At 59.8% G+C, this 13,641-nt stretch carries 11 protein-coding genes and 1 pseudogene; 7 read left to right on the forward strand and 5 right to left on the reverse strand.

Features of this window, described 5'->3' with window-relative positions; all coding sequences use genetic code 11:
* Positions 1-7: 7 nt before the first annotated feature.
* On the reverse strand, positions 8-712 hold the full coding sequence (locus tag OC605_RS10700) for a lytic transglycosylase domain-containing protein (protein WP_262136996.1): 705 nt from the start codon (positions 710-712) through the stop codon (positions 8-10).
* Between the two features lie 174 nt (positions 713-886).
* Between OC605_RS10700 and OC605_RS10705 the strand changes: the two genes are divergently transcribed.
* Genes OC605_RS10705 through OC605_RS10720 form a run of 4 tightly spaced genes read left to right on the forward strand, consistent with a single transcriptional unit; the run spans position 887 to position 2,674 of the window.
* Positions 887-1,180 carry a GPW/gp25 family protein gene (locus OC605_RS10705; RefSeq protein WP_262136998.1) on the forward strand — a complete coding sequence of 98 codons (294 nt, stop codon included), beginning with the start codon at positions 887-889 and terminating at the stop codon, positions 1,178-1,180.
* The gene (locus OC605_RS10710; RefSeq protein WP_262137000.1) at positions 1,164-1,316 is read left to right on the forward strand and encodes a hypothetical protein; all 153 of its coding nucleotides are present in this window, start codon (positions 1,164-1,166) and stop codon (positions 1,314-1,316) included. Before OC605_RS10705 ends, OC605_RS10710 begins: the two co-directional genes overlap by 17 nt.
* Positions 1,316-2,230: a thioesterase domain-containing protein gene (locus OC605_RS10715; protein ID WP_262137002.1), complete on the forward strand. Its 915-nt coding sequence runs from the start codon at positions 1,316-1,318 to the stop codon at positions 2,228-2,230. The genes OC605_RS10710 and OC605_RS10715 overlap by 1 nt, the downstream gene beginning before the upstream one ends.
* 33 nt (positions 2,231-2,263) lie before the next feature.
* Positions 2,264-2,674, forward strand: coding sequence for a GntR family transcriptional regulator (locus OC605_RS10720; protein ID WP_262137004.1), 411 nt, complete (start codon positions 2,264-2,266; stop codon positions 2,672-2,674).
* 32 nt (positions 2,675-2,706) lie between these two features.
* Here the strand turns inward: OC605_RS10720 and OC605_RS10725 are convergent, their stop codons facing one another.
* Positions 2,707-3,795 carry a hypothetical protein gene (locus OC605_RS10725; RefSeq protein ID WP_262137006.1) on the reverse strand — a complete coding sequence of 363 codons (1,089 nt, stop codon included), beginning with the start codon at positions 3,793-3,795 and terminating at the stop codon, positions 2,707-2,709.
* Between the two features lie 191 nt (positions 3,796-3,986).
* Between OC605_RS10725 and OC605_RS10730 the strand changes: the two genes are divergently transcribed.
* Positions 3,987-4,193: a sigma-70 region 4 domain-containing protein gene (locus OC605_RS10730; RefSeq protein WP_057010985.1), complete on the forward strand. Its 207-nt coding sequence runs from the start codon at positions 3,987-3,989 to the stop codon at positions 4,191-4,193.
* Between the two features lie 86 nt (positions 4,194-4,279).
* Here OC605_RS10730 and OC605_RS10735 read toward each other — a convergent pair whose 3' ends face one another.
* From OC605_RS10735 to OC605_RS10745, 3 genes are read right to left on the reverse strand one after another with little or no spacing between them, the layout of a single operon-like run.
* On the reverse strand, positions 4,280-5,302 hold the full coding sequence (locus OC605_RS10735) for a hypothetical protein (protein ID WP_262137008.1): 1,023 nt from the start codon (positions 5,300-5,302) through the stop codon (positions 4,280-4,282).
* Positions 5,299-6,321, reverse strand: coding sequence for a hypothetical protein (locus OC605_RS10740; protein ID WP_262137010.1), 1,023 nt, complete (start codon positions 6,319-6,321; stop codon positions 5,299-5,301). Before OC605_RS10740 ends, OC605_RS10735 begins: the two co-directional genes overlap by 4 nt.
* Positions 6,314-11,470 carry an AAA domain-containing protein gene (locus OC605_RS10745; protein WP_262137012.1) on the reverse strand — a complete coding sequence of 1,719 codons (5,157 nt, stop codon included), beginning with the start codon at positions 11,468-11,470 and terminating at the stop codon, positions 6,314-6,316. Before OC605_RS10745 ends, OC605_RS10740 begins: the two co-directional genes overlap by 8 nt.
* A gap of 233 nt (positions 11,471-11,703) precedes the next feature.
* On the opposite strand from OC605_RS10745, the gene OC605_RS10750 reads away from it, so the two are divergent.
* Together OC605_RS10750 and OC605_RS10755 are read left to right on the forward strand one after the other, a co-directional pair.
* Entirely contained in the window at positions 11,704-12,021 is a 318-nt protein-coding gene (locus tag OC605_RS10750) for a hypothetical protein (RefSeq protein ID WP_057010989.1), read from the forward strand.
* A gap of 296 nt (positions 12,022-12,317) precedes the next feature.
* A pseudogene (locus OC605_RS10755) lies at positions 12,318-13,420 on the forward strand (IS110 family transposase).
* The last annotated feature ends 221 nt before the right edge of the window (positions 13,421-13,641 follow it).

A 13,641-nucleotide genomic window follows, 5' to 3' on the forward strand; every position in this document is an offset into this window, starting at 1 on the left:
CGCTGTTTCAAGGCTGTTTGCGATAGCGCTCGGCCAACGACTGCACGCGGGTGACGTAGGTTTGCGTCTCGGCGTAAGGAGGCACCCCGTTGTACTCGACCACGGACGCCTCACCCGCGTTGTAACCTGCCAACGCCAGCATCTGGTTGCCGTTGAAGCGCTTGAGCAGCCAGGCCAGGTAACGCACGCCGCCACGGATGTTCTGCCGTGCATCAAACGGGTTATCCACGGCGAAGCGCTCGGCGGTGGCGGGCATCAACTGCATCAGCCCCTGGGCACCGGCGACGGAAATGGCGTTGGGGCGAAACGCCGATTCGGCATGTATCACCGCGCGAACCAGCGCCCTGTCGACACCATATAAACCCGCAGCGGCTTCGATTTCGCGCCGATAAGATTGGGTGTCCAAACGCAGTGAGGCGACCTTAAAATCCTTCGGTGCCATGCACAGGTAGCAGCCCTTGATGTAATAGAGATCAAGGACATCGACCCGTGCGGAGATGCCTTCGGGGCGCCGGCTCACATATTGACGTTTCCCCTTGTAGACGAAAGTGAACACCCGGATCCGCATCGCGCCTATGCTGTCCGCTCGCACGAGCTGTGGCTGGCCCACTGCCTTGGCATCGGCGCTGGCGCACAGTGGCGCGACCATCAAGGCCAGCCCGACGCAGCCAAAAAGGCTCTTGCGAACCCATCGCCATGCTCTGGAACTCATCACATCGCTCCGCACCGCTACCTTTGGAAGGCATGTTCCGGGTCACCCGCCTTGTACTCTGGTAGTTATACCCCTTGTAACCGGCCTTGGAACATACGTTGACGTACGGGCTGAGTAGGAGCCGCCGCCCACTGGCAGCCCGCCCTCGGTACGTCCGGTGACGTGGTAGAGGGCTTGCGCGATATCGACCAGTCCATCCGGATCATCCTGGCGACCTCCAAGGGCAGCGACGCGCACCGGCCCGAATTCGGGAGTGACCTGCACCTTTATATTGACTGGCCGCATAACCGCGTCACGCCTTACCTGGTCCGCGAAACGATAGAAGCTATTCGTCGCTGGGAGACCCAAGTGTTGGTGATCCAAGTCCAGGTGCAGATCGATGCGTCTCATCTCACCCTGAAAGTACTGTGGCGCATGGCTGATGGCCTTGAGCAAATGACCGAGGTGCCGTATGCGCGAGCTGCCTAAGCCCGAATTCGTGAAGATCGATCCAGCTGCCACCGAGGCTGACTTGATCGCTCGATACGAATTCAAGTCCGGCAAAACCATATATCCCGCTCAGGTCGAGCGGCTGTTCATCGACCAGGTCACAACCGCGGGCTGATGTCTTTGCAAGGCATCGCCGCGCTGCACGGCCGGCGTTATCACGTCAACAGCTTCTACCCGCACTTGCCAGCGGGTCAGCGCTTTATTGATTACGCCCGACAAAGCGCGGGGCAACGTCGGCCGGCGTTTGTGGAAATCACCACCAGCCTGCAATCGCTGTATTCGAGCCTGGACATCGTGCTGCGTGCGCTCGGTGGGCCGGGTACTCACGGGGCGTTTAGTTGTTCTGCACCCTTGCCGCTGCCTGAGCCTGAGGGGCAAGAGCCGTGGCCGTTTCGTTCGCTGCAAGGGCGCATTGCCGGTGTGCCGTTTGTGCTGCATCTGCAAACCTACCTGGACCCGGCCGAGCCCAGCATTCAGGACATGACGCAACTGGTGCGCCAGCTCGTCGATGCGATCCGGCCCTACACCGACAAACCCTGGGCATTGCTGGGTTGCAGCCTGGGATGCAAAGCCGCCTTCGAAGTGGCGCGGGCCTTGGCCAGCGAGGGGCGCCACGCGCAGTTGCTGTTCCTGATGGCATGTCCGGCGCCGAGTTTGCCGATCCAGCGCAAAGTGTCGGACTACAGCGAGGAGGATTTCGCCGCCGAAGTCCGACACCTGGGCGGCACGCCGGAACAGATCCTCGCTGATGAACAGATGATGCGTACCCTCACCCCCATCCTGCGTAACGACAGTGCCTTGTCGGAAGGCTACTGCGTAGCAGCCGATACGACCCTGGCGGTGCCGATGGCGATGATTGCCGCCAGCGATGATCACCTGGTCACGGTGGAAGCCGCGCGCCGCTGGAAACGGCACGCAGCAGCCGGTTTCGACTGGCGCCTGGTATACGGCGGGCACTTTTTCCTGCGTCAGCAACGCACGCAGCTATTGGGCTGGCTGTCAGAAGCTCCGCAACACCCGCCGCGCTGAATAAGCCCTTAATTACCTGGATCGAGATTAGCCATGCCGTTGGATATTCACCCTTTTACCGTTCACGACATCAGCCGCTTTCCACTTTGCATCGTGCGCAACGATGTGGTCGTACCGGGCTACGGTGCACAGTGGCAAGCCGAAATCGAGGCCGTCATGGCCCATGGCGTACCCTTTGTGTTGATCTACCTGGAACCTGGGGACGACGAAGCCCACGCCGACCGCAAGCTGCGCAGCCTGTGGTTGAAGACGCACAAGGAGGCCTTTGGCCATTTGTGTATCAGCTTGATCAGCGTGCTTGCCGATGAGGCGCGTCGTGCGCATTTCGATGCCATGGGCAAGATGGGCGAACAAGCCTTTGGCATTCGTTATGAAACCGCGGCGACGCAGGCCGAGGGCGAGGCGCTGGCACAACGGCGTATCGCCCAATACGGCGCTGCCTAGCTCAACGCGACCGGGTTCCGGCGACGGAACCCTCAATCGCCAAAGCGTTGAAAAATCCAAGGCAATTGCTCAGGTTGGTAGCCGTTGATCTTTTCTCCCACCGAGATAAGCGCATTGTTGACGCTGCGTGGGGTAGTGCCCATTCCAGGTAGTTTTTCCGCCGTAACTCGGCAGGCCTGCGCTTTGCTGAGTCCCTGGTCATGGTGAAGATCCCAGGCGAATAGCCCTCGAATCAACGGCGCAACGCTGGTGAGTGTCTTGAACAATTTATGCGCCTGTACAGGCTCGAATAAGTCGACAAAATCCGTGGCCGGCGACGGTTCGTCGAGCAAGCGTTGCAGTCTGACGTAATCGCCTTTTGCACTGGCATCCGCTAAACGCCGTGCACGAATCATTCCTCTGCCGGAATAAGCGGCGTTCACGATTTCCCTTCTGGATGGCGCTGGAGTTTCGGAGTCAAACACCACAATTACACTATCGGTGACCCGTTTGCCGTTGATGATCACTTCATCCACGTCAGTGGTGAAGCTCCTGACACTGCGATTGGAAACAGGGATGGGAGACTGCCCGGGGCGGTTATAGAACGTATGGACCTCAATCATCCGTGGCGGCTCATGGTCCTCGTCCATTCGGCTCTGCTTGCCATGGTATGAGAACTTTCCGGTGGTGATACCCATTTCCTCACGCCCGGCTGAAGAGTTGATGAATACCCACCAATCCCACATCAGCTCAAGTTCGTTTTCTACGGCCAGGTCGGCAAGTCGGAAGCCCCGCGTGAACTGCAACCTTGACCAAACTTCATCAATCTGGCTTTCGAAGCGATTCATCGTGTCCCGCAACAACTGAGCCTGGTGTTCATCATCAGCCTCATCAGCCGGGTCGTACTGCCACTGAAACGCGTCCAAAAGGATCGCAGCCCCCCTTATGCCTTCGATGGGCTCATCCATCACTTGGCCGGGGGTATCGATGGCCTGGGCTATTTGATCATGCAATTGAACAAGCATCCGGTGTGCATCCCCGGTTACCAAGCGCTCTTTGCGCTTAGCGAGCTCAATCCAGAACAGTTTGTCCCACTTGTCCTTTGTCTCGACTTCGTCATCCGTGTATTCGTCTGTTCGCATAAATCACACCATGCTGGGTGCTACCCAGGTTGGGATGGCCGATAAGCAGCAGAGTGAATAACCTGCAACCGGCTAGCTCACTCAGACTCCAAATCCGGGTTTTACAAGGGGCTTGCATACAGAAGGAGCGGCCCAAGCCACGCCTTCTCCTCACACCATCAACATGACGCGAGTCGAATACAGAGGTCCCTATGTTTGGCTTTTTCTCAGGCATCCAGAAAGAAATAAATCGCGGCTTTTACGGCCAGCTTGCCCGGCGTGACCAAGACGCTTTCTTGCAACATCTCTATGACAAAGGCTACTCAGTCCCGGAGATCAGCAAAGAAATGGCGGTCACTGCACCCAACATTTACAACCGCATCACCGCGCATCGCGGGCGCGGCCCACAAACCAATTGAGCCTGCCTGGCCGACCAGGTGAAACCACGGGCTTGCGCCTCGAAAGCAAGCCCGTATCCCCGCGCGCTTGCGCCTTAACGCCTCAATCAGGCCCGGCAAATGATTGGGCGCAGCCAAGCATCGCGGTTTCTGGTGCGCAACCACAGGTGGACCTGCGCGTGATCGGCGTGTTGTGGCTCGGCATCGACGGCAATCAGGCAGTTCCCGGCATCAATCGATTTACCCATCAAAATATCGCGTTTAATCAGGACCGTGTCACCATCCCCCGGTAGTTCGTAGCAACCGTCGAGGGTCGACACGAACCACTGGCGCTGGAACCGGGTGATGCCCAGAGGCTCACCGGGTACTTGTGCAATGGTGCGGGTCACGTCACCCGCAACGCTGACGACCGAACCGCCCGCCGCAATGGCCCACAATTCCCCTCTCGGACCTTCGACACCGGCAATCATATTGATGAACGCGCCGGCCTCAGTCGGCCATGGTCCATCAATTCGCTGCCAGGTCCCGCCCACCGGCCGACGCAGGATCAGGCCCGCATACCCCAGCGCGTATATTGCGTCTTGCGTCTGGACAATGTTGTTGACACCACCCAGCGTTCCGACAACGTGATCGTCGTGTTCAAGGCGAGCAACATCGCCCGATGTCCAACGATACAACCGGCGGCTGAACGTACCGATCAACAAGCCATCGCTCGCCCAACACAGGCATTCAGCAAGCTCGACGTTCTGGCCATCCGTGGCCACATAACCCAGTGTGCGGGAGTACCACTCATCGCGCGCGTTGAGCTGTGGATGGGGCGTAACCTGCCGCCATCCAGCCACCTGTCCAAGGTCGGTGTTGGTGATCAGCTCATCTTCGCTAGTGATCGCCCAGACTTGGCCGTCGCTATCACTGACGATGGCCTGGATGGCATCTGGCACCCAAACCTGTGGTTGCAGGCGTAAATGCTCACCGTCCAGTTCCCCCCTGATAATCCAGGACGATGTATGACCGCTTTCGTCCGACACGTGCACGGCAAACCAGGGCACCCCGGCGGCCATTGTCAGGTCGGCAAGCTGGTAGCGCCGGGCGCCATGGGCGGGTGTTGATGGGTTTATGTTGTCGCTCATGTCACAGGCACCGGTTGTTGGGTCACTGTAGAAGGTACGTCGTAGAACAAAGGCAACTCCCTATCCATGGGCCAGCCGGCCGCCGTGTAGAACTCACGCGCCTCAATCAGGAGCACCATGGCGACGGCGCGGCCGACACTTTTGCGTTCATTCCACGTCATGAACCCTGCCTGCGCCAAGGCAAAACCTTTGACGTTGAAACGTTTGAATTCATCCGAGTTGGCAAGGCCACTGTTCCTGACGGCCACATCCACACCCAGATCCGCGGTGGTATAGACATGGGTCATCCACTCAAGCACATGCTCCAGGTACTCGCCAGTCGTTGGGTTTTTCGCGGGCAGTGTCGGATCGCCGCGCAGCCGTTTGCGTGTGTGTTTCTGGGCGTCCGTCACAAATTTATGCTGCGATCCTCTGTTCTGTGAATCCTGCATAAACGTCGCGTAGCTCTGGTCAAGGCTGAAAGACTGCCCCCTGTGCAGTGACCCTCGCAGTGCCTTGTCGGGGATCAAGTGATCGGCATCGTAGCCACGGTAGATATTCAACACCTGGGCGTTGGCCGCGGACTTGACCTGGGAAATGATTTTGTAGCCGCCCGCCAAGGTGGGCATGCGTAGCAGTTCACGCATCGCTTGCTTGGTGCTGGCATCGAGCGCGTCGGTGCGCCAGTCGAGCCCATTGATTTTATTGGCCAACACGACCGTGGCTTCGATTTCCGCACGCAGCACGTCTGCCTGTAGCGGATAGGCCGCTTCAATGACGCTGGGCCGCAGGTCCGATACGCTGTACGCCGGGTTGGACAGGATTCTGGAAATCACCTCGCGCGCTTCACGCTCACTCAGTGTGTGCCCATCAGTACGCGGGTAGGTAATGCCCGCGACGTCGAATGAGTCAACGAACGTGTGCTGTTGCGCTTGGTGCGCAGCGACGAACGCTGCCTGGGCAACTGCGTCCGAGGGGTCGCGCAATGCGGCCTCATAGGCGTTTCGCATCAGGGTCATGGCGGCAAAACTGCTATTCATCGGCAGTGCCCTCCGCGCGCGTGTTCGACGTATTGCCACGTACCAGATCATCGATATGCTTGCCGAATGTCGAGGGCCTACCGTGTCCACGCGCTTGCATCCACGCCAATAAATGATCGACTGTCGGCTCAAGCAGCGAGCGGGTGCGTATGCCGTGGTCTTGCACTATCACTTGCAAGCGAGGGCTTTGCTCATCGAGCACTACCTCCATCTCTGCCGACGCCCAATTGCGCGTGTGCTGGTGCAGGCCATCGGGGTCCAGCGCAAACCAACCTGGGTAGCTGCCCGGCTTGCCTGTTATCACCTCGACACCAATTTCAACCTGCCGGACAGCCGGTTTACCCGGCCACGTCAGGGGGTAAATCCGGCGTACAGTCTGAAACTGTCCATCTCGCAGGGAAGAGGCCAACATCAGTTTGGACATCAGGTCGTAAAGTTGCCGCTGCCTCGGGGTAAGCGCGGCCATCTTGGGGCTGTCGCCCTCCAGGCTGATGTCCAGAGGCACCAGTGCTCCGTGGGCACCGCTGCGGCCGCCGTCCGAAACCGGGCGGGCTTGCGCGCCAGGCGCGGGATCATCGTCGTGCTGCTCGGCCTCAGCGGGTGAAGGCGAACCGGCAGGCGCGCCCCACGTATTCAGCTCGACGGCGGGCTGCAGGGAAAACAGCGCGACCTCAGCGCCTTGCGCATCGACCGTTGGTGCATGGGGGCCCGCAACCGGCTGCGCGCCGCACTGATCATCAAACTGCGCCGCCCAGGTGTGCACGAACGCAAGGTAGTCCGCCTCCCCTGCATCCGGCAATTGGGACAGGTGGGTCAGCGCATCGTCGAAGGCCATCAACAACGCATTGGCGCTGATTGTGTTCAGCCAAGGGTTGTTCAGCACCTTATCTGCCTGGCGCCGTCCGGACTCGGTCAGGAACAGGCGCCCCTGCGCATCCAATGCAGCCCAACCATTGTCGTTCGGTGCTGACTCGGGCTCGTCCTGCCCCTCGCGCATCTCATACAGTTTTTGCAACGTGCTCATGGTGCTCGACGGCATCCAGCCAAATCGCCTGAACGCCTCTTGCAGGACCAGGTTAGTGCCCAGGCTTTGAGCAGGTGCCAGCAGCAAGTCCTCATGCTCGAGCAGGCAAGGTGTCGGTGAAACCACCGCGTCGCTCAGTTGGTCGATCAAGGTGTGAACGCTCTCTGTGCGGTCACTGCCCCACGCGCGCCAGGCTTCGCTGCCGCGCCGCACCATCAAGCGAGCCGGCACGAGGGTATCGTTCACTTTCAGGTTTATCGCGACACCCAACCGTTTACCGGGTAACCCCGGGGAGTCACCATGGCCTGCCAGTACCCTGAGCAAGGGCCCCTTGACCCGTCCGCCCCCGACAATACCGTGACGCATGTAGACCGAGCCGATGAGGTTGTCCAGCACCCGCTGGGCAATGGCTCCATATGCCAAGCCCATATTCAAGGCCCGGCAAGCGCTGCCAGCTCGCTCGTCGGCGGTAGCGCCCTCGACCTGTACACACCGACCCTCCTTAAATGATCGGGCCATTTCGGGGGTGGTCAATGCATGAAACCTTACCCGACGCACCCTCTGGATATGCATGAACCACGGTGCTTCCTTGAGTACCTGGATCATGTGCCAGGCGATCGCTTCGCCTTGGGCATCATCGTCCGTCCCCAACACCAGCTCAGTGCATTGCAGTAAACGGCTGCCGGTATTGCGTAGGGACGCCGCCAGGTCACTGCCCTCGCGCTCGCTCAATTGCCAGTGCGGTTTGAGCCCATCACGCCAACTGATCGCACCGGGGCCTGGGAGGTCACGAATATGACCGCCACAGCCGAACACCTGAGTACCGCTAGGTACCAGTTCTTGAATGATTTTCGCCTTGTGCAAGGATTCGACAACCATCAGCGTGGCGGGACCGAGCTTGCACGCTGGCACCCGCGGGGCGCAGGTGAACCGCTCATGCTCTGGCTCACGCACACCGGCCAAGCATCGTCCTACCACAGCCGAAGGCAAATCATTGTTCAGGTCCATCGCCTGCTGGGAAAAAAACAGATCGGAATGGCCAAACATAATGAAGCTTTTCTGCGCACGACTGATCGCTACGTTGAGCAGGCGCCCATCGTCACGATCGATAAACACCCGCTCACGATGATTGGTATCGGTTCGACGGCTGGCGCGGCTTTCCCGATTCACGGCACTGAACAACACCACAGGTTTCTCCGCCCCTTGAAGGGTATGAACCGTACCGATGGTCAAACGCTCACTCAGGTCAGCGTCATCAGGGTCGAGTTCTTCGCGCACCCGACGCTTTATCGCTTCGACCTGGCCTCGAAATGGCGTGACGACCGCGACAAGTTTTTCCAACCCTATCGGCTGCTCCGGGTGGCCTTCGACCCTGGCGACCCACTTCGCCAGGCGCGGTCCGTGCTCTTTAAGCCAGTCCACGATGGCCTTGGCTTCTCCAGGGTTGGACCATGAGTCGCCTTTGCAGGGCTCATCGTTCGGGCCACCGGTCTGATAGAACCCGAGCGGCGGTAGCGGGAACGTTGCCTTCATGCGTTTGCGCAACTGCATTTCAGCTTCGCCCTCGAGCAAGGGCAACTCGGCATCCGCGAACAGCCCTGCCAGCGGGTTGGGCACTTTGGGTTCCAACTCTTTGCTGAGCAACCCGCCCTCGGCATCACGGTCGTGATCGTGGTACAGCAAATCGATACACACATTGATGATCGACTCTGCACAACGGTAGTGCTCCCGCAGGAGCAGCCCGTCCCGTAGCCGTCCGTCCGGCATGGCCTCGGCAAACGATGCCCCGGTTGCGGCAAGCTTCATGATTGAACCTGTGGCGGAGTCCGCGCCACGCGCGAGCAAGGCGCCCAAAGACGACGGATCGGCCCAACGGTCCTGCACCTGGCGCGCATCGACCTCGGGTGTTACCGAAGACACGGGGGAGAGCTGCTTCATATCGCCGACCACCACGGCTTTTTTAGCCAGGCTAAGCACCGGCACACCCAGCTCCGGCGCAGCTTGCCCCGCCTCATCGATAATCAGCAAATCCAGGAACGCGAACAGCGGCCTACGGCCCTCTCCCAGTAACCGTGGGGCGCTATGCAAGGTGGCGACAATGCACGGAAACAGCATGGCTGCGTGCCTGAGTGCGTTCTTTCGGCTGCCAGGCTCGGGGGTTGCGATCACACTGGCCAGCCAACGCGTCTCCCAGTAACGCGCGGCCAACTGGAAAATAATCGGCCGCCACACCACGTCCAACAATTTCTGCTGCTGCGCCTGGCGCGCCTCGGGGGTTGCGGCCACACGCAAATCCGCGAGGATGTCGATGGCCCAGGAAGATGCCCATACCTCACTGGGAAAGCGCGCAGCCAGTTCACTGGGCTCGATCAACGCGTCGATGTCAGCCTGGCGCTCGATTGCCGAGGCCAACCCACTGCGCAATACCTGGGTCAGCGTGTTCAAGTGCTCGCAGAGGGTCGACGCCGTAGGCGTTGTCGAAGCACTCTTCTGCATGAGATAGATAAAACGCGTGGCATCACTGACCTGATGTTTCTGCTCAACGCTAAACAACGCATTGAACAACTCTGGCAGCTCGCGGAAGGCATCTTCAAAGTGCCGCGCCAAAGCAAGGGCTGCCGCAACACCGTCTTCGTACGATTGCTTGAGGCTGGAGGACCCGACGCCCAAGATGCGCAACTGCTTTTGCCGGATTTCAAGCGTGGTGAACTTGCTGCGATGGGTTTTCCCCTTGGCCTTGGACGGTGCGCTGGCGGTGAAACCCAATAGTGGCTTGCCCGTAGGGTCCAACCAACGACGTGCCAGGGCATGCTTCCTGCCTACGGCACCATTGAACGTACCCATCACATTCTCGACACTCTGGTTGGTCGCCCCGCACACAAACGTGACGGGGCAATGTTCGCGGTTATCGTAAGCCGCCAACACCCATTGGTTGGCGATCATCGCACGCAGCATGGCCGTCTTCCCGGTGCCCGGCGGCCCACTGACCGCAACCACCCCGACCTGCTCACCCAACCGGCCGAGGGCGTGCAATGCGCGGCGCTGCGATTCGTTCAAGGGGTCTGCGCCGCGATTGACGTCTGGCTTGTCGAGGTGTGTGGCCTTATCGACCATGGCCACGTGCCGGATCGTCACCTGCGGCGCTGCCATGCCGCCTGCCTGGACAGCCGAACGGTGTCGTCCGGCGCCTATGAGCTGCTCTAGTGCGCCGATGGACGGCGCATTGGGGATCGCTTCATACATGTTGGCGAGCGCACGTGTTGCATAGCCAGGCTGTCGCGGCACCGCAACCCATTGCCCCGTGATCGGCGCCATTCCCGTCTCAACCCCATCCGCTTGAACGCGGGCGAACAAGGCAAAACAGGCGTCGACATAACCGCTCAAATTGGCGCTTTGGCTCAACGTCGCGAGAAATAGCTTGAGCTCGTCGCGATAGCAATCGAAGTGGCCAATGGCCGGCGGCAGGTCGTTGGCCGCCATCAATGGCTGCGGTTCAAGCCATTGGCGGACCACACGCGGCCGGCAATCGTTGGGGTCGCGTGGTAGGCATATTTGGTTTTTGTCGTTCAGGTCGAAAGGAAACCAGAACGCGATATTCAGCCGGTCGGGCTTGAGGCGGTTTTTTTTCGCGCCCGGCGCAGGCTTTTTATCCGGGTCGGGCCACGTGACCTGGACCTCATCGCTTGATGAGGTGGTTTGATGGAACACCAGCGCCATGGGAATACGCGGATCGTCATCCGGCTCGTCCGCCTCCTGCGCACCCTCTGCATCGTCCTCTGAGGCCTCAAGCGCCTGCGCTTGCTGTTTTCGCCGGTCCTCTGCGGCACGCTCAGTGAGAATGCCCAGTGCCAGCGCCCGACGCTTGCCGAAACCGAGATTGAAGTTGGGCCAGGCCAGCCCCGCGAAATTTGTCACCGGGATGCGGACATCGGTGGCTTGCAGGCCACCCAAGTCATCGGCAATCAGCGCTCTGTGCCAGTAGTCCAGCACATTCGCGGGCAAACTCCCGACGGGTCCTGCCTGAGGGTCCACCTCCATCGAGTGCAGAACCTGTTCCTTGGAAACCGCTACAGCAGCAAAATCCTTGCGCAACCGCTTGCTCAAGTCCATGAGACGCCTAAACATTTCTTACACCCTATAAATCCGACCGGCATACGAAGAATGGCTCGTAGCGGCCAACAATGATGGCCCATTGCCTTGGTCGCTGCAATTCAAGCCGGGCACGTATAGTTAACGAGTGACCTGTTCAATGCTATACAACTCGTGTTTAGGTCAAACGCACCGTCAACCACCCGAGACTTTCCCCGCCCATGCACGGACGCCCCCTCCTCATCGCCCTATTCCTCACCGGTACTGCCATGGCCGCAGAACCCTCCCGCTACACCTACGACGAAGCCCCCACTGATGGCTTCATGTACGCCGTGCGCTATCAGCAAGCCAAACTGGCCTGTGGTTCGCTGCCCGAAGATCTCGAGGCGGACTATGCTAAAGCGATGCGGCTGACTGGCGAGGCCAGCCCTGCGTTTAAAGCTAGCTATGCACAGCGCTTGGCAACCCAGCCAAAGTGGAGCAAACCGGCGTCGCCTGAAGAACAGGCGCTTGCGTGCGAACAAAGCCAGCACACCTTGCGCGTAACGGTGCAGCTCGCCCGGCAATGGTTTCCCGGTGGCTGGTAGCCACGTGTTTTAACCCATTGATCGGCCCATTGATCGGCATAGGTATCTACACAACGATTGGACCTGACCAATCCCGAAGCCCTGGCCCTGGGCTCTGGCTTTTGATCTTAGGCGCCCCGTTAACCACGCTGGCCGAACGCAGGCTAGGCGAGGTGCCGAGTGGTGGGGCAAGAGCGTTTTGCTTACTTTTGCGCTTCTCAAAAGTGAGCCGCCGTAATTGGATGGACTCGCCCGCGCCGAGGCGTCAATGCGCCACGGTGGCAGTCTAAGAAGCCAACGACAGCGAGGGCGAGTCCATGAAAAAGCATACGACGGTTAAACAGTCCCTGTCTTCAACCGATCTATCGACCTGCACGACAGTGGCCGTCGATCTTGCCAAGCAGGTATTTCAGGTCGCGGGGAAGATGCCCTTGGCCACGTGCTTTACGAAGAACGCATCAAGTCGCGTGAAGCCTTCCACGCTTTCCTGCGCAAACTGCCGCCAAACGTCGTGGTGCTGGTGGAAACGGGCCCTGGCGCTCAAGCGTGGGCGCGGCAGTTACAAGCTCAGGGCAATTTGGCGCGAATTCTTCCGGCGCAGCTTGTGGCTAAACATCGCAGCGGTGCAAAAAATGATCGCAATGATGCACTGGCCATATTGCGCGAGGGGCGGGACAGCAAGATTGCGGCGGTGCCCATCAAAAGTGCCACGGCACTGGCGATGCAGGCATTGCACCGTGCCCGACAAGGTTATGTACGGCGGCGCGCCGCCATGAGTAACCAGATGCGGGGCTTGCTGATGGAGCACGGCATAACCTTGGCGCAAGGTGATGTCGCGATCAACCAGACCCTGCCTCGGGTGCTAGAAGATGCGACCCAACCGCTGCCAGACATGTTGCGCGAGCTGATCGACGAACTGCTGGGCGAATGGCGCCAGCTAGGCGAACGGGTCAACGTGCTGACCGGTCGCCTGGAGAGCGCCGCGAACGAGGATAAAACAGCCAGGCGACTGATGACCGTGCGCGGTATCGGCCCGATCATCGCCACGGCGCTTTTGGCCAAGCAGACCGAACCTGAACGTTTTGCCAATGCACGCCAGTTCGCGGCCTACTTCGGCATGGTGCCTGAGCAGCACAGCAGTGGGCCGAAGGTTCGCTTGGGCAAGATGAGTAAACGAGGCGATGGCTATGTGCGCAGTCTGATGGTTCAAGGGGCGCACGCGGTATTGAGGCATTTGCGCCCTGATTCGGAGCAGCCCGACGATCGTCGGTTGCAACGCTGGCTGAGTCGGCTGAGACGCAAGGAAGCCGCGGTACGGTTGGCGAACCGCAACCTGCGAATCGTTTGGGTACTGCTACAAAATGACCAGACTTATCGCAGCCAACCGGCCGATGGCCGGCCAGTTGCGCCAAGTCACTGATCGACAGCGTTCTGCCACCGGGGCGCCAAGGCGCTCCAGCCCCTGCTAGACAACATTGACCCCAGGTCAGACCGTCGCGGATTGACGCCTGCGCCCTTACCGGCCTTCGAGGCCTGAACGTAATCGGCATGCCGCGAGCTCAACCAATGTTGGCCAGAAGCCGAAGACAGCTTCCTCGAACAGGCCTTATACATAGATGCAACCGGGTAGCAGTGTTTGAA

This window comes from Pseudomonas sp. Marseille-Q5117, assembly GCF_946901175.1.
Classification (GTDB): domain Bacteria; phylum Pseudomonadota; class Gammaproteobacteria; order Pseudomonadales; family Pseudomonadaceae; genus Aquipseudomonas; species Aquipseudomonas iranensis.

What these genes read in the sequence shown, in the direction of transcription:
- OC605_RS10700 (WP_262136996.1), bottom strand. Translation starts at nt 712, where the DNA reads ATGAGTTCCAGAGCATGGCGATGGGTTCGCAAGAGCCTTTTTGGCTGC.
- OC605_RS10710 (WP_262137000.1), top strand. Translation starts at nt 1,164, where the DNA reads ATGCGCGAGCTGCCTAAGCCCGAATTCGTGAAGATCGATCCAGCTGCC.
- OC605_RS10715 (WP_262137002.1), top strand. Translation starts at nt 1,316, where the DNA reads ATGTCTTTGCAAGGCATCGCCGCGCTGCACGGCCGGCGTTATCACGTC.
- OC605_RS10720 (WP_262137004.1), top strand. Translation starts at nt 2,264, where the DNA reads ATGCCGTTGGATATTCACCCTTTTACCGTTCACGACATCAGCCGCTTT.
- OC605_RS10725 (WP_262137006.1), bottom strand. Translation starts at nt 3,795, where the DNA reads ATGCGAACAGACGAATACACGGATGACGAAGTCGAGACAAAGGACAAG.
- OC605_RS10730 (WP_057010985.1), top strand. Translation starts at nt 3,987, where the DNA reads ATGTTTGGCTTTTTCTCAGGCATCCAGAAAGAAATAAATCGCGGCTTT.
- OC605_RS10735 (WP_262137008.1), bottom strand. Translation starts at nt 5,302, where the DNA reads ATGAGCGACAACATAAACCCATCAACACCCGCCCATGGCGCCCGGCGC.
- OC605_RS10740 (WP_262137010.1), bottom strand. Translation starts at nt 6,321, where the DNA reads ATGAATAGCAGTTTTGCCGCCATGACCCTGATGCGAAACGCCTATGAG.
- OC605_RS10745 (WP_262137012.1), bottom strand. Translation starts at nt 11,470, where the DNA reads ATGTTTAGGCGTCTCATGGACTTGAGCAAGCGGTTGCGCAAGGATTTT.
- OC605_RS10750 (WP_057010989.1), top strand. Translation starts at nt 11,704, where the DNA reads ATGGCCGCAGAACCCTCCCGCTACACCTACGACGAAGCCCCCACTGAT.